Consider the following 19039-nt stretch of genomic DNA (forward strand, 5'->3'; position numbering starts at 1 on the left):
CGTTGTAGTTCCTGGTTGCCAATGCCAGCGGTCAACCCCGGCTGAACTCATTCAGAATCACACTTCGATAGTGCCCCGGATTGGATCCCACCCACTTGCGGAACGCCTTGTAAAAAGAGCTGGTGTCGGCAAACCCCAAGCGCACCGCAATGTCCGCAAAGCTGATGTGGGGTTCCGCCAGCCACACAATCGCCAGCTCCTTGCGGACACTGTCCTTGATCCCCTGATAGGTCTGCCCCTCCTCCGCCAGGCGACGACGCAGGGTCGAAGCGGAGACGCACAAGGTGGCGGCCAGGCCATCGGTTTCCGGCCAGGTATCCGGCGGCATTTGGCGCAGGTCGTACCTGATGCGCGAGGCAAGACTGTCCGGGTCGCGGTACTTGACCAGGATGTTGGCCGGCGCGTGGGCCAGAAAGCGCTTGAGCTCCTCGGCACTGCGCTTGATCGGCAGGTCGAGGCAGTCGGCGGAAAAGATCATGCGGGTGCGTGGCCGATCAAAACGCAGGTTGTCGGAAAACATCACCTGATAGTCGTCACAGAAAACCGGCCGCGGGCCCCGCAATTCAATGGCCAGGATCGGAATGCGCCTGCCCGCGAGCCAACACGCCACACCGTGCACGATCATCCAATAGGTGAAATAGGTGAAGGCCCGTAGCGGATCCGGTCGCGTCTGCGGCAACACAATCTCCGCAAGGTTCTGCTGGCGCACCAACTGGGCGGGCAGGTGATCCAGCATCAACGACAAGAACGCCAGGCAGGTTTCCAGCCCGCTACCGACAGTCGGCTGAGCAATGGCGGTGCGACAGAGGAAGGCCAGGCTGCCGGACTTGAGCTTGCGCGGGTCCATGCCAAAAAATTCGTCGTCCGTACGCCGCGCCAGCAACCGCCACAGACGCGCATAGGCCAGCGCCGGTACGCGCGCCTCTGGCTGGTCCAGCAAAACGGGATCAATACCGGCTTTGACCAGCAGCTCAACGCTGGCAGCCCCTGGCGGACAACCCTGCAACAGGGCTTCACGCACCAGGTGGGTAGAGATGGTGTCTTTTTCCGACATGAGAGGTTGGACGTTCCGACAGTGCACGAGGTGGCACGCATCATAAAGCCGCTGAGGATTCCCCACCACCGTTCAGCCAGGGTTCAGCAAACGTCAAGATTTCCTGTTTAGCAATGAGTATCATTATGTTACAACTTAGCACCCTATCTAATTACCCTGCGGTGCTGAATGCTCGTTCCTTTTCTCATCATGCTGCGCGAAGGCATTGAAGCCGCACTGATCGTTGGCATTATCGCCAGTTACCTGCAACAGACCGGCCGCGGCCAGTGGATGCCAGCCGTGTGGATCGGGGTATTCCTCGCGGCTGCGCTCGCGCTGCTGGTCGGCGGTGGGCTGGAACTGGTGAGCGCGGAATTTCCGCAGAAGCAGCAGGAATTGTTCGAAGGCATTGTCGGGCTGGTCGCTGTGGGCATCCTCAGTTCGATGGTGTTCTGGATGCGCAAGGTGGCACGCTCGATCAAACACTCTCTGCATCAATCCCTAGATCACGCACTGGCTGGCTCTAGACACCAGGTCACTGCGCTGATCCTGATGGTGTTCTTCGCCGTGGCCCGCGAAGGGCTGGAGACGGTGTTCTTCCTGCTGGCCGTGTTCCAGCAGAGCGAAGGCCCGGGGGCGCCGATCGGCGCCCTGCTGGGGCTGATCCTGGCAGTGATCGTCGGGTTCCTGATCTACACCGGCAGCATGCGCCTGAACCTCGGTGCGTTTTTCCGCTGGACCGGCCTGTTCATCCTGGTGGTCGCCGCCGGCATTCTTGCCAACTCGGTGCAGGCATTGCACGAAGCCGGCGTGTGGAACCACCTGCAAACCGTACTGTTCGACTTCAGCGCCGTACTGCCGATGGACAGCCCGCTGGGTTCGGTCCTCGCCGGCATGTTCGGCTATCAGGAAGCGCCAACGGTGAGCACCCTGGGCGCCTACCTGATCTATCTGGTGGTGGCGCTGGTGATGTTCTTCCTGCCCGCGCCGCCGGCCAAGCCTGCCGTCACATCCTCTTCCGTTTCCAGTCAGTAAGGGCCGTACTTTGTCCAACCCAACTCCTCAGCCGGCCTCCCCGCCCCGCGCACTGCGCTGGGCCGTGGCAGGTTCGGTGGTCGTGATGATCGCTGCCGGTGGCCTGTTCTACTACGCGTCCCAACTGGCGGCGAGCAAACGCCAGACCAACCACAACGAAATCGCGGTGACCATCCGCGCTCACGCCTGCGAACCGAATGCGCTGACGGTGCCCGCCGGGCGCGCCAGTTTCCGCATCATCAACCGCTCCGACCGGGCCGTAGAGTGGGAAATCCTCGACGGTGTGCTGGTGGTGGAAGAACGGGAAAACATCGCTCCCGGCCTGAGCCAGGTGATCAACGCCAACCTGTTGCCCGGCGATTACGCGATCACCTGCGGCCTGCTGAGCAACCCGCGCGGCACCCTGCATGTCACCCCCACCGCTGAGTCCGATGCGCAGGCCAAGGCCAAGCCGTCGATGGTGGCGTTTATCGGGCCGCTGTCGGAGTTCCGCGTGTACTTGAGCGGCCAGGGCAGCGCGCTGATCAAGGCAGCGACGTCATTGCAGCACGCCATCGACACCGGCGACCTGACCCAGGCTCAAGCGCTTTATGTGCCGGCCCGCGAGGCTTACCAGCGACTCGCCCCGGCGTCACAACGCCTGGCGGAACTGGACAACGCCATCAACGCCCGCGCCGATTATTTCGAAAAGCGCGAACAGGACCCCGCCTTCAGCGGCTTCCACCGCCTCGAATATGGGCTGTTCCAGCAACGCAGCCTCGACGGCCTGGCACCGATTGCCCAGCGCCTGGTCACTGACGTCACCACACTCAAGCAACAGCTGCTGGCCCAATCCCTGCCCCCAGAACAACTGGTCGGCATTGTCGTGCGCAACCTCCACAGCCTGGCGGATGCACGGGCTACCAGCGGTGAAGAGGAACGCTACAGCCACACCGACCTGAACGGGTTCGCTGCCAACCTGCACGCCGCGCACAAAGTCGTGGACCTGATGCGCCCGCTGCTGAGCAAATCCGCCGCCAACCTGTTGCTGAACCTCGACAGCGCGCTCGCCGCGTTCGATGCCGAACTTGCCGGTTTCAAGAGCGGCAACACCTACAGCACGTATGACCGCATTACCGCCGATCAGCGCCAGCAGATCGCCGACAAGGCCAAGGCTCTGGCCGCCGCACTCGATGGAATCGACCCCGCCCTTGGCCTATCCGGCCTGCAGTGAAGACGACCGCACACATGAGTGATTCCGACAGCACCAACCTGCAACGCCGCCGTGTCCTGCTGGGCATGGCGGCCACGGGCGCCGCCATAGCCGGCAGCGCCCTCGCCTGCCCGGCCATGGCCGCTGCGGCCGAGCAAGTCACCACCGCGCCGCGCAGTGACAAGACCCAGGACCGCCAGGACTTTTTCGGCCAGCACCAGAGCGGCATCGTCACCCCGCGCCCGGCCTGCGGCATGCTGGTGGCGTTCGACGTGCTCGCCAGCGACCGCGAAGACCTGGAGCGCCTGTTCCGCACCCTGAACGAGCGCATCGCGTTCCTGATGACCGGCGGCACCGTGCCTCAGGTCGATCCGAAACTGCCGCCCACCGACTCCGGCATCCTCGGCCCGGTGGTGACCCCGGACAACCTGACCATCACCGTTTCCGTCGGCGAATCGCTGTTCGACGAACGCTTCGGCCTGACCGCCGTGAAGCCCAAGCGCCTGAGCCGCATGGTCGGCTTTCCCAACGACGCGCTGGAGCCCGCGCAGTGCCATGGCGACCTCAGCCTGCAGTTCAGTTCCAACACCCCGGACACCAATATCCACGCCCTGCGCGACATTGTGAAAAACCTGCCCGACCTGCTGCTGGTGCGCTGGAAGCAGGAAGGCAGCGTACCGCCCCAGGCGCCGAGCAAGCCCGGTGAACCGGCACAGAGCGCGCGCAACTTTCTGGGCTTCCGTGACGGCTCGGCCAACCCGGACTCCAACGACAACAAGGCCATGGACCAGTTGGTATGGGTGCAACCCGGCAGCGATGAACCGGCCTGGGCCGCCCACGGCAGCTACCAGGCGGTGCGCCTGATTCGCAACTTCGTCGAGCGCTGGGACCGCACTCCGCTGCAAGAACAGGAAAGCATCATTGGCCGCGTCAAGGCCTCGGGCGCGCCCATGGACGGCCAACGCGAAAGCCAGGTCCCCGACTACAGCAAGGACCCACACGGCAAGCTCACCAAACTGGATGCGCACATCCGCCTGGCCAACCCGCGCACCGCGCAGACCCAGGCCAACCTGATCCTGCGACGGCCGTTCAACTACTCCAACGGCGTCAACAAGAACGGCCAGCTGGACATGGGGCTGTTGTTCATCTGCTACCAGGCTGACCTGGAAAAAGGTTTTATCACCGTGCAAACCCGACTCAACGGCGAGCCCCTGGAGGAATACCTCAAGCCGGTCGGCGGCGGGTATTTCTTTACCTTGCCGGGTGTCATAGGACCCCAGGATTTCATTGGGCGCACGTTGCTGGCTGCCTCTCACCCTCACGTTTGACACCAACCCCCACCGCGGAAACCTCCCATGATGAAGAAGTCGACCCTTGCGCTGTCGTTGTTGATCACCCTCTCACCCCTGGCCGCCTTCGCAGCCACGGCGCCGCTGGACCTGGTTGGCCCGGTGTCGGACTACAAGATCTACGTCACCGAAGAAATCGGCGAGCTGGTCACCCAGACCCAGGCGTTCACCGACGCCATCAACAAGGGCGACCTGGCGACCGCCAAAAAGCTCTACGCGCCGACCCGTGTGCACTATGAGTCCATCGAGCCGATTGCCGAGTTGTTCAGCGACCTGGATGCGTCGATCGACTCCCGCGTCGATGACCATGAAAAAGGCGTGACCGCCGAAGACTTCACAGGCTTCCACCGCCTCGAATACGCGCTGTTCTCACAGAACTCCACAAAGGGCCTGGAGGCACTGACCGCCAAACTCAATGCCGACGTCAATGACCTCAAGACCCGTGTCGACGGGCTGACCTTCCCACCCGAGAAAGTCGTGGGCGGTGCCGCAGCGCTGCTCGAAGAGGTTGCCGCGACCAAGATCTCCGGCGAAGAAGACCGCTACAGCCACACCGACCTGTATGACTTCCAGGGCAATATCGACGGCGCGAAAAAAATCGTCGACCTGTTCCGTGGTCAGATCGACAGGCAAGACCAGGCCTTCCTGGCCAAGGTCGACAAGAACTTCGCCACCGTGGACAAGGTCCTGGCCAAGTACAAGACCCCGGGCGGCGGCTTTGAAACCTACGACAAGGTCAAGGAAAACGACCGCAAGGCTTTGGTCGGACCGGTCAACACCCTGGCCGAAGACCTGTCCACCCTGCGTGGCAAGCTGGGCCTGAACTGACGACGTTGGGGCCGCTCAGCGTTGCTTGCCGCAGCGGCCCTCGGTTCATGGATTGGCCATGCCGGGTGGTTTTGTGGGATCAACCACTCCGGTGCAGACCAGTAAATAGCACCTCAGCTTTTCCTCGACCGACATCAGGTGCGGCATTGCCTTGCTCAATCCCAGATTGGCCGAGGCCAGCGCCGACGGCAGTTTGCCCAGGCCCCGTGAGACAGCGCTGATCAGGCGTGGATAACCGTCTGCAGGGTTGAAGACCGCATTGAAAAACTGCACTGTCTGTTTGGAAAAATCGAAGGCGGCATCGCTGAAGCGTGCCTTGGGATCCGTCCACGCCCAGGCCACTTTGGGTGTGCGGGGTGCGACACTGGCGCTGAACCGGCCAAGCGTAGGCCGCAAGGTGTTTCGCGCCAACTGGTTCGTTGACCGTATCAGTGCGCGAGCCTGGCCACCGGCCCCTATCACCACCCCTCCAACATCCAGTGCCAGGCTCTGCAAACCTTTGCCCACGTTGCCATCGGCAAAGTCCTGATAGGCGCCGATGAAGGGCACAAGCGACAGCACGAGGTTCACGTCCCGGGCATGGGCCTCCCGGCTCTTCTCGATAGACAACTGTCCCTTGGCCCGCTTGAGCATCTGTGCCTGGGTTTCGTAGAAGTTGTTCTCGGCGATCTCGCACGCAATGAACTCGGTGCGGTCAGACTGGTAAGTGTCCGGCACGAAGGACGCCAAGGTCTGGTTCTCAGGCAGTGAGCCCGCCTCTACGTATCGCCCAAGGCGGTCGATGATGACATCGGCGGATGTGACGCCGCTGCGAGGCAGACTGCCGCTGCCATAGGCTTCGAAGTCCAGCGGCACTTCATGGCCAACGCGCATGTAATGAGCGCCCTGCAACTTGTACTGGCCCACGTGGCTCGTATCACGCACTACCCGGTCCAGCGAGCCGGTGACCGCTGGATCGTCCTGGCAGATGATCTTGCCGCTGTTGAGCACTTCGTAGTACGTCACGTTTTGATCGTGCAACACGCGCATCAACGTGCCTTGGCGCCCGGTGACGGCCGCACGGTCATCGTCGGACTCCCACACCTGCTGCTTGCCGGTTTTTTTGCGCAGGGTAAACAGGTCCACCGCGCCCAGCTCTATTCGTTGCCGATCCGCCAGGGGCAATCCGGCAAACATCAGCTTGAGCTTGGTTACGAATGCCGCTTGCTGCTTCTGATAGTGGACGTCGACGGCTTTTTCGAGCAGCCCGTCCAGTGCAGGCAAACGCTCGATCAGGTTGTCGAGTTTGTGGCGGTCGGCCACCGAGAACGTCGCATCGTCCTGAAATTGAAAAGGCGTTCGCGACGTCGTGACACGACCGTTTTGGGGCACATCGCTGCACAAGATCCATTTGCCGGGCACCAGGTCACCGCTCATGTATGCCTCAACCAACGATCGACTCCCCCCTTCGGAGGTTCTTGAGTTTCTACGCTCATTGGGATCGACCAACTCGACCCGCATCGCCTCCAATTGTGCGGCACTGGTACCCGGCGACATCTTGAGCAGCTCCTTGACCGCGAAGCGCCGGCGGGTCGGCACGGGTGTGCAGGTCGCCGTGAACGCCCGGGTGGCCATCGCCCGTTGCCGGGTGAAGACCTGCGACGCCTTTTTCAAGTCCTGTGCTGTCAATTGCCCCTGGGGCCTGGCGGGCACAATTCCGTTGAGGACTGCCCAATCCAGCAACATGCCCGTGCCTCGCACTTGCAACAGCGTGCGCTGGTCATTGGAGGTCGGTGTCAGTGTCGTCAGCGCGGTGACCTGCTCTTCATTCATCGCCCGCGACGTACCCGGCGCAACGGCCTCTGCCATCGCACAGCCCAGACGCAGTTCCATCCACGCCGGCGTGCCGATCTTCACGGCGTCCGGTACCTCGCGCACCAGAAATTCCGGCGCGTTTTGCGCCAGACCGATCTGCGCGACCTGGTGGGCCAGTTTGGCATCGAGGCCATGTTGCTCACGCATATGCTGCGCCAGGGAACTGCGCACTTCGCCCAACGTGCGTCCCGCGTGCGCAGGAGCATAGAGCGCGAAACCGCCTACGGTGCCGGGCGGGCTCTCGAGCGCTCGAAACGCCGCCATGCCGGGCGTCTCCAGGGCCGGCGCGCTGTAATCACCCAACGCGGGGGCTGGCGGCAATGTCGTGCGCAACCACGCCACCACATTGCGCGTCTCGCCGGCATTGACGGGCGCCCCCAAGCCCTTGTGCGCCAGCAATTGAGCCACGGTGTGGGGCGCAGGCGTGCCGATGCCCTGGGCGGAGAACCGGGATATCGCGATAGGTTGCGTTGACCAGTCGATGGCCCGGCCATTGGCCAGTCCCTGTACCCGCTGCTCCAGCAAGGTCGCGAGAAACTCACGCTCGTCGAGATCGGCGATAACGGACTTGACCGCCTCCAGGCCTGTTGCCAGCGTCGTTGATAACGTCAACTCTCCCACGGGCACTTCGCCAGCCGCCAGTCCGTAGGCCTGCTCGATCATATGCAGCGGCACTCGGTCCTCGCCGACATCAATGTGAGGCAGGCCCCTGTCCCCTGGATCAAGCACATCGCGAAGCGCCCTGACCTTGACCGACGCCTGCCACCAGCCACTGTCATCAGTCGTGCTGTAACTTACAGCGCTGCGCACGCCGTCGCGGCTGGTGTAGCCCTGGACGCCGTGTTTATGCAGTGTGAGCGTGTCCAGCTCCAGGCCCTTGCTGGTGAACCAGCCGCGCGTGGACGCGTGGTTGAGCATTTGCGCGTAGATCTGTAATGCATCAGCCACGCCGCTGTGACCGGGTACGGCGACCCGTGTCTGGCCGGTCTTCAAGGCACCTGCCAGGCGCGCTGCCAACGCTGCGTTGCCAGCGGGAGCCGGCTGCGGACCCGTGCTTGAATCAAGCAGCGTCCAGGTAGGCGTTGGAATCGCCGGCTCCGGGGCGGGTGGGGAACGTTTGCTGCGCATCAAGGTAGCAGGAGCGGCAAGCGGGGGCTGGAAGGCAGCGGGCAAGCTTGGGAGTCGGGAATGCGGCGATATCGGAAGCATAACGAGGTCCTCTAACTGGCTGATTCCCTGTGGAAAATGCCGTACCTCCCTGAACGGTCGGGGAGTAAATTAGAAAGACAACCGCGAGCGCACTGTAAGCGGAGTCTGAAACACTCCGCTTACAGTGTTGCAACGCGTGAGCGCTAAAGAATCCGGTACAACAGCCGCTCGATACGCACCCGGCTGACCCGTCGCAGGAACTTGCCCACCGCTTCCGGGTAGTCCGGCAACGTCTGCAAGTGCTGATACCCCTCGATACGAGTGGTGTGCTGGAAAATCTGCGCCAGTTCGACACGACGCGGCTCGAGCCATTGGCCCTTGGGGTCATCGATCAGCAAGGCGTTTTCCAGGTCGAGGCGGAACGCACGAGGGTTGAGGTTGTTGCCGGTCAGCAGTGTGTAGCGCTGGTCGACCCACATCCCCTTGAGGTGATACGTGTTGTCGCCATCACGCCACAGGTGCAGGTTAAGCTGCCCGCTGTCGATCATCGGCTGGTGGCGCTTGGCGAAACGGCGCAGGCTGATTTCGTACAGGTACGGCAGCGCCGCGATGACCTTGAACGGCTCGCTCGGCGGGATGTAGAAATCGTTGGCGGTTTTATCGCCGACGATGATGTCGATCTTCACGCCACGCGCCAGGGCGCGGTTGATTTCGCGGGTGACCGGCAGCGGCAGGTTGAAGTACGGGGTGCAGATGGTCAGTTGGTGCTGCGCACTGGCGATGAGTTCGAGGATCACCCGGTTCAGCGGGTTGTTCTTGCCCACCCCGAGCAACGGGCTGACCGACAAGTGGCCGTTGGGCATCTGCCCTGCGGTGGTGTCATACGTGGCGTGTTTCAGCCGGCTCCGCAAGTCGCCGATGTCGTTGCGCAGACTGCGTGTGGTGGGCGGGTTGGGCAGGTCCAGGCGGTTGACGGCCTTGGACGCCACCAGGCCGTGCTCGATCAAGTGCTGCATGGAATCAGCGAGCGGCTGGTTGTGGATCAAGTGGTAACGGTCGAAGCGGTACTTGTCGAACTTGTGCAGGTAGACATTGTTCAGGCTGGCACCGCTGTACAACACCGCATCGTCGATCACAAAGCCCTTGAGGTGCAACACGCCGAACAGTTCGCGGGTTTGCACCGGCACGCCATACACCGGTACCTCAGTGGCATGGGATTGGGTCATCGCCTGGTACCAGGCGCTGTTGCCGGGTTGCTTGCCCGCACCGATCAAGCCGCGCTGCGCGCGCAACCAGTCGACCACCACCACGATGTCCAACGCCGGCCGTGCAGCCTTGGCGGCGTGCAGCGCTTCGTAGACCTCCTGCCCCGCCTCGTCCTGCTGCAGATACAGCGCAACGATGTAGATACGCCGGGTAGCCTGGGGGATCATCTCCAACAGGCAGCGACGATACTCGGCGGCGCCGGACAGCACCTCGATGGCATCTGGATTGAGTGGAAAGCCACGCAGTTTGGGCAACAGTGAGCGTTTGAAGAACGACGGCATAAGGCTCGCAATGGGTCGAATCCGAAGAGGCCCCGAGCTTACACCATGGGGGTGCTCAGGTCTCGCCACCCGGGAGGGAAAATAGACTTGACCAAGAAGAACGATCGTTCTACTTTAACAATATGAACGACATACCCGGCAACGAAACCCGCGACATTATCCTCGACGTCACCGAAAAGCTGATCTATCGCCACGGCATCGCTGCCACCGGCATGGACTTGCTGGTGAAAACCGCCGGCGTCTCGAGAAAAAGCATCTATCGCTACTTCGCCAACAAAGACGAGTTGGTGATTGCCGCCCTGCAACGACGCGATGAGCGCTGGATGCAGTGGTTGCGCCGTGAAGTCGAACGCAGCGAGGGCAGTGGCGAGCGGATTCTGGCGTTGTTCAGTGCGCTCAAGGCCTGGTTCGACAGCACCGATTTTCGCGGTTGCGCCTTCATCAATACCAGTGGCGAAACCGGCGACCCGCATGACCCGGTACGCCTGCTGGCCAAGGCGCACAAACAAAAGTTGTTCGAGTACGCCCTTGAACTGTGTAAAGCACATGGCACCCCCGACCCGCAGCAGCAGGCCGCGCACTTGCTGATCCTGATCGATGGCGCCATCACCGTTGCCCTGGTGATGGGCGATTCAACGGCCGCCGATAAAGCGCAGAGCATGGCGCGCACGTTATTGGCACTGTGAGTGCCAAGGCCAGGCAACGTTAAATACCTACCACTGTCTTGAGGAGCCGCCCCATGTCATCCACCGTCGAAACCCGTCCACCGCTACCCCCCTTTACGCGTGCCAGCGCGATTGAAAAAGTCCGCCTGGCCGAGGACGGCTGGAACTCCCGGGACCCGCAACGGGTTTCGCTGGCCTACACCCCGGATACACAGTGGCGTAACCGCGCCGAGTTCGTGCACAACCGCGAAGAAGCCAAGGCTTTTCTGACCCGCAAATGGGCCAAGGAACTCGATTACCGGCTGATCAAGGAACTGTGGGCCTTCACCGATAACCGTATCGCCGTGCGGTATGCCTATGAATGGCACGACGACTCGGGAAACTGGTTCCGGTCCTACGGCAACGAGAATTGGGAATTCGACAGCAACGGGCTGATGGCCAATCGATTTGCCTGTATCAACGACCTACCGATTCTTGAAAGTGAACGCCAGTTTCACTGGCCGTTGGGACGGCGCCCGGATGATCATCCGGGGTTGTCAGAACTGGGACTGTAGGTCCATGCCACAAAGCCCCTGTGGGAGCGGGCAAGCCCGGCAATCACAGGGTGACGTGGTTCCCGGCCTGATTCAATCGGGGTTCAGCCCAACGCGATAAAGCGCGCCGTTGTCTTCATCCGTGAGCACGTAAAGGTAGCCATCCGGGCCTTGGCGTACGTCACGGATCCGGGCTTTCAGCCCGCCGAGCAAGCGCTCCTCATGCACCACCTTGTCGCCATCGAACTGCAAGCGGATCAGTTCCTGGCTGGCCAGCGCGCCGATGAACACGTTGTGCTGCCACGGCTTGAAACGGTCTGCGTCGTAGAACGCCATGCCGCTGATGCCCGGTGACTTTTCCCAGACATGATGGGGCGCGACGGTACCTTCAGCTGTCTTGCCCTTGGCCTCGGGGATCGGCGTCAGGGAATAGTTGATGCCGTGGGTTGCCAGCGGCCAGCCGTAATTCTTGCCGCGCTCGATGATGTTGATCTCATCGCCACCACGCGGCCCATGTTCGTTTTCCCACACCGTGCCGCTCCACGGGTTGAGCGCCAGGCCTTGCGGGTTGCGCTGGCCATAAGACCAGATCTCAGGTCGTACACCTTCCTGGCCGACAAAGGGATTGTCATCCGGCACACGCCCATCTGGGAAAATACGCACGACCTTGCCTTGCAGTTTGTCCAGGTCCTGTGCGGTCGGGCGGTCGTTGTTTTCCCCCAGGGTCACGAACAGGTAGCCGTCGCGGTCGAACGCCAGGCGCGAACCAAAGTGATTGCCAGTGGACAGCTTGGGCTCCTGGCGCAGGATCACTTTGAAATCCGTCAGGCCACTGAGGTCCGCCGCCAGGCGCCCGCGTCCTACCGCCGTGCCAGCCGTACCGCCCTTGCCACCGCCTTCGGCATAGGAGAGATAGACCAGACGGTCCTGCTTGAAGTCAGGCGACAACACCACATCCAGCAAACCGCCCTGCCCCTTGGCCCAGACTTGCGGCACGCCCGTCAACGGCGCCGAGAGCTTGCCGTCCGGGCTGACCACACGCAGGTTGCCAGGCTTTTCCGTGACCAGGAAACCTTGCTGGTCCGGCAGGAATGCCACCGCCCAGGGATGTTCCAGGCCCTTGGCAATCGGGGTAGCCGTCACACTGCCCTGCTCGCTGGGGAATTGCTGGGCATCGGCCGCGTGGACGGCGGCCAAGGGTAGCAGCGTGGTTGCACACAGGACGGCTAGAAGGGTTTTACGTACATGCATAAGACGAATCCTTACCGGCGATTGCCGTTGGCATCATAGGTGGGGGCTTTGGGTTCGGTAGCGGGACGACTGGGAGGCGCGTCGCGCTTGGGATAGCGATTGCCGATACCGCCGTTTTCAAGGGTGGGTTGACGCGTGGTCGGCCCGGTCTGGATACCACGCACCGCCGGTGCATTGGGCTGGGTGCCTTGCATGCTGTTGGGGTTGGCGCGGTGAATGGGACCGTTGTTGGAGGTGTTGTTGCCCGGCCCGTTCTGCGCCTGGGCCAGCGGAACCAGGGCCAGGCCCAACAACAGGGCTGCAACGTGACGCACACAGCTATTCATGACAAAGCCTCTCTGGGGCGAGGAGTACCTGCTTTCGATAACACGCTACCCCCAGGGTTCGGCTTTGGTAACTAAATACTTTCTCATCAGGTGTAACTGAATCTGTCCGCACATCCATCCCTCGAAACTTTTAACCTGGGCGGCGAGTCACCAGAACACCCCCACTGTTCAAGGAACCGCAGCCATGCCAAGGGCAATCTGGAAAGGCGCCATCAGCTTCGGACTGGTTCACATCCCGGTATCACTGGTGTCGGCCACGTCCTCGCAGGGCGTCGACTTCGACTGGCTGGACAAGCGCAGCATGGACCCGGTGGGCTATAAGCGCATCAACAAGACCACCGGCAAGGAAGTCACCAAAGACAACATTGTCAAAGGGGTGGCGTTCGAGAAAGGCCGCTACGTGGTGCTCAGCGAAGAAGAAATCCGCTCGGCGCATCCCAAGTCGACCCAGACCATCGAGATCCTCGCGTTCGTCGCCAGCGATCAGATTCCCCTTCAGAACATCGATACCCCCTACTTTCTGGCGCCGGACAAACGCGGCGGCAAGGTCTACGCGTTATTAAGGGAAACCCTGAAGAAAACCCGCAAGGTCGCCCTCGCCAATGTGGTGCTGCACACCAAGCAACATCTGGCGGCGCTGATGCCCCTGGATTCTGCATTGGTACTGGTCATGCTGCGCTGGCCCGCTGAAGTGCGCAGCCTGGATGAACTCGAACTGGGCAGCGACGTGACCAAGCCGACCCTGGCCAAAGGCGAGCTGGACATGGCCAAGCGCCTGGTGGAAGACATGAGCGCCGATTGGCAGCCGGACGACTACCGCGACAGCTTCCAGGAAAAAATCATGGCGCTGGTCGCCAAAAAGGCCAAGGCCGGCAAGGTCGAGGATGTGGAAACCCGCAAAGACAGCGAAGAGCGCAAGTCCGCCGACGTGATCGACCTGACGGAACTGCTCAAACGCAGCCTGGCCGGAAAGCCCGCCAAGAAGCCCGCCGCGAAGAAATCCACCAAGGCCTCTTGAGCCATGTCCAAGCCCCTCAGCGAATACCACCGCAAGCGCGATTTCGGCATCACTGGCGAACCGTCGGGCAGCGCTCCCGCCGGCAAACGCACAGCCTCGGCGCTGTCGTTCGTGATCCAGAAGCATGACGCGCGCAACCTGCACTATGACTTTCGCCTGGAGCTCGACGGCGTGCTGCTCAGTTGGGCGGTGCCCAAGGGGCCGAGCCTCGACCCCAGCCAGAAGCGCCTCGCCGTCCATGTGGAAGACCACCCGCTGGACTACGGCGATTTCGAAGGCAATATTCCGGCGGGCCAGTATGGCGCAGGGGATGTGATCGTATGGGACCGCGGCGTGTGGCAACCCCTTGACGACCCGCACAAGGCCTACGCTGCCGGAAAACTCAAGTTCACCCTGATTGGCGAGAAACTGTCTGGCGACTGGGCGCTGGTCCGCACCCGCTTGAAGGGCAGCGGCGATAAAGAGCAATGGCTGCTGATCAAGGAAAATGACCCCCAGGCCCGATCGAGCAAGGACTACGATATCGTCCAGGCCCAGCCCGATAGCGTGCTCAGCGACGCCACGGTGGGTAAAACCGGAACCCGTGCAAAAGCCCGAAAAACCACGGCAGCCCTCCCCGATCAGCTCGGGCCGCAATTGGCCACGCTGGTCGATCGCGCGCCCGACGGCGATTGGCAGTATGAAATCAAGTTTGACGGCTACCGCATGCTTGCGCGCATTCGCGACGGCGAGGCGCGGCTGTTTACCCGCAATGGGCACGACTGGACCGAACGGTTACCGCGCCAGGTCAAGGCCCTGCAGGCCCTCAAGCTCAAGGACAGCTGGCTCGACGGCGAAGTGGTCAGCCTCAACGATGACGGCCTGCCGGACTTCCAGGCGCTGCAAAACGCCTTTGACATCGGTCGCAGCCTCGACCTGGTCTACTACCTGTTCGATGCACCGTTCCTCAACGACGAGGATCAACGCCAGGCGCCCGTCGAAGAGCGCCGCGCGGCGCTCAAGGCGGTAGTCAACCGCAGCAAAAGCACACTGCTGCGATTTTCCGAAGCCTTCACCGCCCACCATCAGGACATTCTGCAAAGCGCCTGCAACCTGGCGCTGGAAGGTGTGATCGGCAAGCGGCTGGGCAGCCCTTATACGTCCTGTCGCAGTGCCGATTGGATCAAGCTCAAATGCCGCTTGCGCCAGGAGTTCGTGATCGTCGGCTATACCCGTCCACGGGGGTCGCGTAGCGGGTTCGGCGCGCTGTTGCTGGCGGTGAATGACGCCGCAGGCCTGGTGTACGCCGGACGCGTGGGCACCGGATTCGATCAGGCTGCACTCGACAGCATCCACACGCGGCTCAAGCCACTGGAACGCAAGGCCTCGCCCCTGTCGAAGCCACTCACCAGTGCCCAGGCCCGTGGCGTGCACTGGGTAGAACCGACTTTGGTCGGCGAAGTGCAATTTGCCGAGTGGACACGCGAGGGCGTGGTCCGCCAGGCGGCTTTTGTCGGACTGCGCAGCGACAAACCGGCCGGTCAAATCATTCATGAGCGGCCGCTGACGGCCCAGCCGTCGAAACCCGCGACAAAAGCGCGAAACAATATCGCTATCACGCATCCCGACCGCATCATCGACCCCCTCAGCGGCACGCAGAAGCAGGCGCTGGCGCAGTTCTACGCCAGCATCAGCGAGTGGATCCTGCCCTTTCTGCGCAAGCGCCCGGTCTCGCTCCTCAGAGCCCCCGAGGGCATCGAGGGCGAGCAATTCTTTCAGAAACACGCTGAACGGCTGGCCATCCCCCACATCAGGCAACTCGACCCGACACTCGACCCGGGCCACGCACGGCTGATGGAAATCGACAGCGCCGATGCGCTGGTCGGTGCCGTGCAAATGGGCAGCGTCGAGTTTCACACCTGGGGCGCTACCACGGACAAGATCGAAACCCCGGACCTGTTCGTGCTCGACCTTGACCCCGACCCGGCCCTGCCCTGGAAGGCCATGGTAGAGGCCGCGCAACTGACGCTGTCAGTGCTCGATGAACTTGGCCTGCAAGCGTTCGTAAAGACCAGCGGCGGCAAGGGCCTGCACCTGGTGGTGCCCTTGGCACGTCGAGATGGTTGGGACACCGTCAAGGCATTCGCCAAGGCCATCGCCCACTTCATGACCTCGCAGTTGCCCGAGCGCTTCACGGCGACCTCAGGGCCCAGGAACCGCGTGGGCAAGATCTTCGTCGACTACCTGCGTAACGCGCGGGGCGCCAGCACGGTCGCGGCGTACTCGGTGCGGGCGCGGCCGGGCCTGCCGGTCTCGGTGCCAGTCAGTCGTGAAGAATTGAAGACCTTGCGCGGTGCCCAGCAATGGACAGTTGCCAACGTGATGGCGCGCCTGGAGAGCTTGAAGGCGGATCCTTGGGAGGGTTATGCCAATCGGCAGAAAATCAGCAAGAAGATGTGGGACAAGTTGGGCGCCCACCCACCAAAGTGAGAGGCGCCCAAGGCACGGGCACTAGATGAGCAGGAAGATCGCCGCCAATGCGGCAAAGATCGCCCACTTTTCCAGGTAGTAACGTGTGCGATTGCGTTTTTTCAGCTCTTTACCGCGTAAGCGGATCTTGTACAGACGCGTAAAGGCGCGATTCAACCCGCCGGTCTTGTCGCCGTCATCGTTGGGCGAGCCCGCCGCCGCCATCACGGTGCGGCTGAACCAACGGTTGAAGGCGGTCGCCCAGCGGTACTTCATTGGGCGTTCAACGTCGCAGAACAGAATGATGCGGTTTTGCCCGGTGGTGTTTTCGGCGTAGTGGATGTAGGTCTCGTCAAACATCACCGCCTCGCCATCGCGCCAGTAATAGTTTTCACCGTCCACGTTGATGTAGCAGCCAGGGTCGTTCGGCGTCTCCAGGCCCAGGTGATAGCGATAGGAGCCCGCATACGGATCACGGTGGCGCACCAGTTTGGAACCCGGTGGCAGCTCGGCGAACATGGCGGCCTTGATCGAGCCGATGCTCTGCACCAACTCCGTGGTGCGCGGGCACAGCTTCATTGCCGAGGGATGGCTGTCGCCGTACCACTTGAGGTAGAAACGCTTCCAGCCCGACTTGAAGAACGAGTTGAAACCCACGTCGTTGTACTGGTCCGAACGCTTGATCTCACCGGCACGCATCAAGGCCTGGCCTTCCTGGCGAATTTCTTCCCAGTGCTCCTGCAGCGGGCTCAGGTCGGGAAAGTCGCTGGGAGACAGGTAGGGGCGGCCCGGGAATTTGGAGAACAGATACAGGAAGCAGTTGATCGGGGCCAGGAACGTCGAGTGATCGCTCAACTGGCGGCCCAACTTGTGTCGCACCCGGCCACGCAGGTGTACATACGCAATGGAGGCAACGTAGAGCACTACAATAATGAGTTTCAAGGGATTTCGTCACACGTCAGAAGAGAACAGGCTGCCCCTGCCTGCCCACGACGGCCGAGGATGGATGGCAGCACCTGAAATCACAATTCACACAGTCGGCATGAGCGGTTGGTTTACAACAGGCTCATGGCCATTGGCGGTTATTTAGCCACAGTTTGTAACCAAAAGTTAATCTAGAATTGTGAATTTGTGTCTTGAAGAACAAGGCCATCGGGCTCGTCGGATGACGAACCGGTGGCCTTGTCAGGCGATTCAGCGCACGGGCAGGCGCGGATCACTGCCCATGGAGAACGGTCCGTTTTCACGGCGTATCTGCACAAAGTGTCCAATCAACGCTGCCAGCGTGCCCACCATCAGCCCCACCACCAGACACAGCGCGATGATCAAGGCCTTGCGCGGCTTGATCGGCTTGAGAGGCTCCTGGCCCTGGCGGTCCACCGTCACCAGCTTCAACGTGCTCATATCAATGTTCAGCGCGCGCAAACGAGACGCTTCTGTTCGCAGGCGCTCGACGTCCTGCAAAAACAGGTCTTCATCCTTGCGGTTGTTTAGCACTTCCACGTCACGGTTGACCTCGAGCATCCGTAACTCCTTGCCTATCTCGGCCACGCGAGCGCTGGTGAAGTCATCGTTGGTGCGCTGTTGCAATGCTCTGCGCTCGGCCTCCAGCACGTCGGTTCCCATGAAGTACAACGGGATCTGCTGATTCGTCACCTCGGTACGCATGATCTGGCCAGCGCTGCGCGATGCGACGGCTCCCATGGCAGACGGCGTGGTCGGAGTCTTGATGCCGATGGCCCGCGCAATCGAGATGGCCTCGTCCAACTCCGCCAACCGGTTGGTGCGTGCAATCTTCATCTGCAAGCGCAAGGCGGTGAGTTCGTCGTGCAATTGCGCCCGGCTGACTTTGTCGCGCTCCAGCAACAGGGCAATCTTCGAGGCTTTGGCGGCTTCATAGTTGGCGCGTGCCGCTTCGATCTTGCCCTGCAGTTCGTTGAGACGATTATTGACGATGACCTTGAGGTCGGCGCCCACCTGTTCGCGCTGAAGGTTGATGGCGTAATCGATGAAACCGTTGAGAATCGCCACCCCGTCGATGCCCTGGGGGTAGTTCATTTCCAGGCGTACAAACTGACCCAGTGGGTCGGGCTTTTTTGGGTCAGGCAACATCAGGCTGAAGGCGTTGCGGTTGAATTCTTCGAAACCCTGCTCCAGATTTTGCCCTGGACGCTGGAAAGGCTCGAACAGGGCTGGGTTGGCCTTGAAGAAGTTCAGACGGGCCTCGTAGGAGTCCAGTTGCGCGCCGACCTTGGCCAGCGCATCCTCAGGCGGTAGCGTATAAACCTCGGAGCGGTTGAGTGCATCGAGTTCATTGATGGCGGCGGGCAGCAGCACACTGCTCACTTGGTACACTGCCGGTGTCAGTACCGTATAGCCGACGCCCAGCAAGCCAGCGAGCGCGGTACACGCGAGTACCCGTTTCTTTCGCTGCCAGATGGCGTGAAACAGTTCGAACAGGTCGATTTCGTCCGATGGTAAATGTCGATGCAGCTGGGGAGTGTTGTTCAAATTTCATACACCCTGAGAGTCGAAATCCAGCGCCCTAAATCACAAGCCTGAATAACAACTGAATAAACAGGGGGCAACGTCCGGGCCCGCGATACGCGCGCCCTCTGCCGTTACGAAATGCACCTTTTTTGAGTGAAGCCCTGAACCTCAATGGCCTGGGGCTGAGGTGGCATTACTGACAGGTGCTGTGAGCATAGACGTTCCGTTGCAAGACGTTGCCCTGCGCCAGGCTATCTAACGATAAATGCCTGTATTGAAAGGAGATTCGCGTTAAAAATCTAAAAAATAAGACCCTTCCTA

At 61.5% G+C, this 19039-nt stretch carries 15 protein-coding genes; 8 read left to right on the top strand and 7 right to left on the bottom strand.

Translation table 11 applies throughout. The features are described 5' to 3' along the window. Positions 1 to 31: 31 nt before the first annotated feature. Complete coding sequence (locus CQ041_RS16940) at positions 32 to 1054, bottom strand: AraC family transcriptional regulator (RefSeq protein WP_105523542.1); 1023 nt, start codon at positions 1052 to 1054, stop codon at positions 32 to 34. A gap of 168 nt (positions 1055 to 1222) precedes the next feature. On the opposite strand from CQ041_RS16940, the gene efeU reads away from it, so the two are divergent. From efeU to efeO (CQ041_RS16960), 4 genes are read left to right on the top strand one after another with little or no spacing between them, the layout of a single operon-like run. After that, positions 1223 to 2068 (top strand): iron uptake transporter permease EfeU, encoded by an 846-nt coding sequence (gene efeU, locus CQ041_RS16945; protein WP_105523543.1) that lies wholly within the window; start codon positions 1223 to 1225, stop codon positions 2066 to 2068. Between the two features lie 10 nt (positions 2069 to 2078). Beyond that, positions 2079 to 3281 carry an iron uptake system protein EfeO gene (efeO, locus tag CQ041_RS16950; RefSeq protein ID WP_105523544.1) on the top strand — a complete coding sequence of 401 codons (1203 nt, stop codon included), beginning with the start codon at positions 2079 to 2081 and terminating at the stop codon, positions 3279 to 3281. A 14-nt stretch (positions 3282 to 3295) separates the two neighbouring features. After that, the gene (gene efeB, locus CQ041_RS16955) at positions 3296 to 4588 is read left to right on the top strand and encodes an iron uptake transporter deferrochelatase/peroxidase subunit (protein ID WP_105523670.1); all 1293 of its coding nucleotides are present in this window, start codon (positions 3296 to 3298) and stop codon (positions 4586 to 4588) included. A gap of 30 nt (positions 4589 to 4618) precedes the next feature. Next, a complete protein-coding gene (gene efeO / locus CQ041_RS16960) occupies positions 4619 to 5437 on the top strand; it encodes an iron uptake system protein EfeO (protein ID WP_105523671.1) in 819 nt (272 codons plus the stop codon). A gap of 45 nt (positions 5438 to 5482) precedes the next feature. Here efeO (CQ041_RS16960) and CQ041_RS16965 read toward each other — a convergent pair whose 3' ends face one another. Then, complete coding sequence (locus tag CQ041_RS16965) at positions 5483 to 8419, bottom strand: hypothetical protein (protein ID WP_146116070.1); 2937 nt, start codon at positions 8417 to 8419, stop codon at positions 5483 to 5485. Positions 8420 to 8643: 224 nt separating this feature from the next. Beyond that, a complete protein-coding gene (gene pssA / locus CQ041_RS16970) occupies positions 8644 to 9987 on the bottom strand; it encodes a CDP-diacylglycerol--serine O-phosphatidyltransferase (protein ID WP_105523546.1) in 1344 nt (447 codons plus the stop codon). 122 nt (positions 9988 to 10109) lie between these two features. On the opposite strand from pssA, the gene CQ041_RS16975 reads away from it, so the two are divergent. Both CQ041_RS16975 and CQ041_RS16980 read left to right on the top strand, forming a co-directional pair. Then, positions 10110 to 10673 carry a TetR/AcrR family transcriptional regulator gene (locus CQ041_RS16975; RefSeq protein ID WP_105523547.1) on the top strand — a complete coding sequence of 188 codons (564 nt, stop codon included), beginning with the start codon at positions 10110 to 10112 and terminating at the stop codon, positions 10671 to 10673. 53 nt (positions 10674 to 10726) lie between these two features. After that, the gene (locus tag CQ041_RS16980) at positions 10727 to 11206 is read left to right on the top strand and encodes a nuclear transport factor 2 family protein (protein ID WP_105523548.1); all 480 of its coding nucleotides are present in this window, start codon (positions 10727 to 10729) and stop codon (positions 11204 to 11206) included. A 72-nt stretch (positions 11207 to 11278) separates the two neighbouring features. Here CQ041_RS16980 and CQ041_RS16985 read toward each other — a convergent pair whose 3' ends face one another. After that, complete coding sequence (locus tag CQ041_RS16985; protein ID WP_105523549.1) at positions 11279 to 12436, bottom strand: PQQ-dependent sugar dehydrogenase; 1158 nt, start codon at positions 12434 to 12436, stop codon at positions 11279 to 11281. An 11-nt stretch (positions 12437 to 12447) separates the two neighbouring features. Then, on the bottom strand, positions 12448 to 12762 hold the full coding sequence (locus CQ041_RS16990) for a hypothetical protein (protein WP_105523550.1): 315 nt from the start codon (positions 12760 to 12762) through the stop codon (positions 12448 to 12450). A 184-nt stretch (positions 12763 to 12946) separates the two neighbouring features. Here CQ041_RS16990 and CQ041_RS16995 point away from each other — a divergent pair, with 184 nt between their 5' ends. Then, a complete protein-coding gene (locus CQ041_RS16995; protein WP_105523551.1) occupies positions 12947 to 13780 on the top strand; it encodes a Ku protein in 834 nt (277 codons plus the stop codon). A gap of 3 nt (positions 13781 to 13783) precedes the next feature. Then, positions 13784 to 16249, top strand: coding sequence for a DNA ligase D (ligD, locus tag CQ041_RS17000; RefSeq protein WP_105523552.1), 2466 nt, complete (start codon positions 13784 to 13786; stop codon positions 16247 to 16249). Between the two features lie 21 nt (positions 16250 to 16270). On the opposite strand, the gene lpxO is transcribed toward ligD, so the two are convergent. Together lpxO and CQ041_RS17010 are read right to left on the bottom strand one after the other, a co-directional pair. Then, positions 16271 to 17170 (bottom strand): lipid A hydroxylase LpxO, encoded by a 900-nt coding sequence (gene lpxO / locus CQ041_RS17005; protein WP_105523553.1) that lies wholly within the window; start codon positions 17168 to 17170, stop codon positions 16271 to 16273. A 252-nt stretch (positions 17171 to 17422) separates the two neighbouring features. Next, positions 17423 to 18739: a Wzz/FepE/Etk N-terminal domain-containing protein gene (locus tag CQ041_RS17010; protein ID WP_105523554.1), complete on the bottom strand. Its 1317-nt coding sequence runs from the start codon at positions 18737 to 18739 to the stop codon at positions 17423 to 17425. Between the last annotated feature and the right edge of the window lie 300 nt (positions 18740 to 19039).

The organism is Pseudomonas sp. MYb60 (genome assembly GCF_002979555.1).
Taxonomy (GTDB): domain Bacteria; phylum Pseudomonadota; class Gammaproteobacteria; order Pseudomonadales; family Pseudomonadaceae; genus Aquipseudomonas.

Coding starts and splice junctions, on each gene's coding strand:
- CQ041_RS16965 (WP_146116070.1), bottom strand. CDS start 8,419: ATGCGCAGCAAACGTTCCCCACCCGCCCCGGAGCCGGCGATTCCAACG.
- CQ041_RS16980 (WP_105523548.1), top strand. CDS start 10,727: ATGTCATCCACCGTCGAAACCCGTCCACCGCTACCCCCCTTTACGCGT.
- ligD (WP_105523552.1), top strand. CDS start 13,784: ATGTCCAAGCCCCTCAGCGAATACCACCGCAAGCGCGATTTCGGCATC.
- pssA (WP_105523546.1), bottom strand. CDS start 9,987: ATGCCGTCGTTCTTCAAACGCTCACTGTTGCCCAAACTGCGTGGCTTT.
- efeB (WP_105523670.1), top strand. CDS start 3,296: ATGAGTGATTCCGACAGCACCAACCTGCAACGCCGCCGTGTCCTGCTG.
- CQ041_RS16995 (WP_105523551.1), top strand. CDS start 12,947: ATGCCAAGGGCAATCTGGAAAGGCGCCATCAGCTTCGGACTGGTTCAC.
- efeU (WP_105523543.1), top strand. CDS start 1,223: ATGCTCGTTCCTTTTCTCATCATGCTGCGCGAAGGCATTGAAGCCGCA.
- CQ041_RS16975 (WP_105523547.1), top strand. CDS start 10,110: ATGAACGACATACCCGGCAACGAAACCCGCGACATTATCCTCGACGTC.
- CQ041_RS16940 (WP_105523542.1), bottom strand. CDS start 1,054: ATGTCGGAAAAAGACACCATCTCTACCCACCTGGTGCGTGAAGCCCTG.
- CQ041_RS16985 (WP_105523549.1), bottom strand. CDS start 12,436: ATGCATGTACGTAAAACCCTTCTAGCCGTCCTGTGTGCAACCACGCTG.
- CQ041_RS16990 (WP_105523550.1), bottom strand. CDS start 12,762: ATGAATAGCTGTGTGCGTCACGTTGCAGCCCTGTTGTTGGGCCTGGCC.
- efeO (WP_105523671.1), top strand. CDS start 4,619: ATGAAGAAGTCGACCCTTGCGCTGTCGTTGTTGATCACCCTCTCACCC.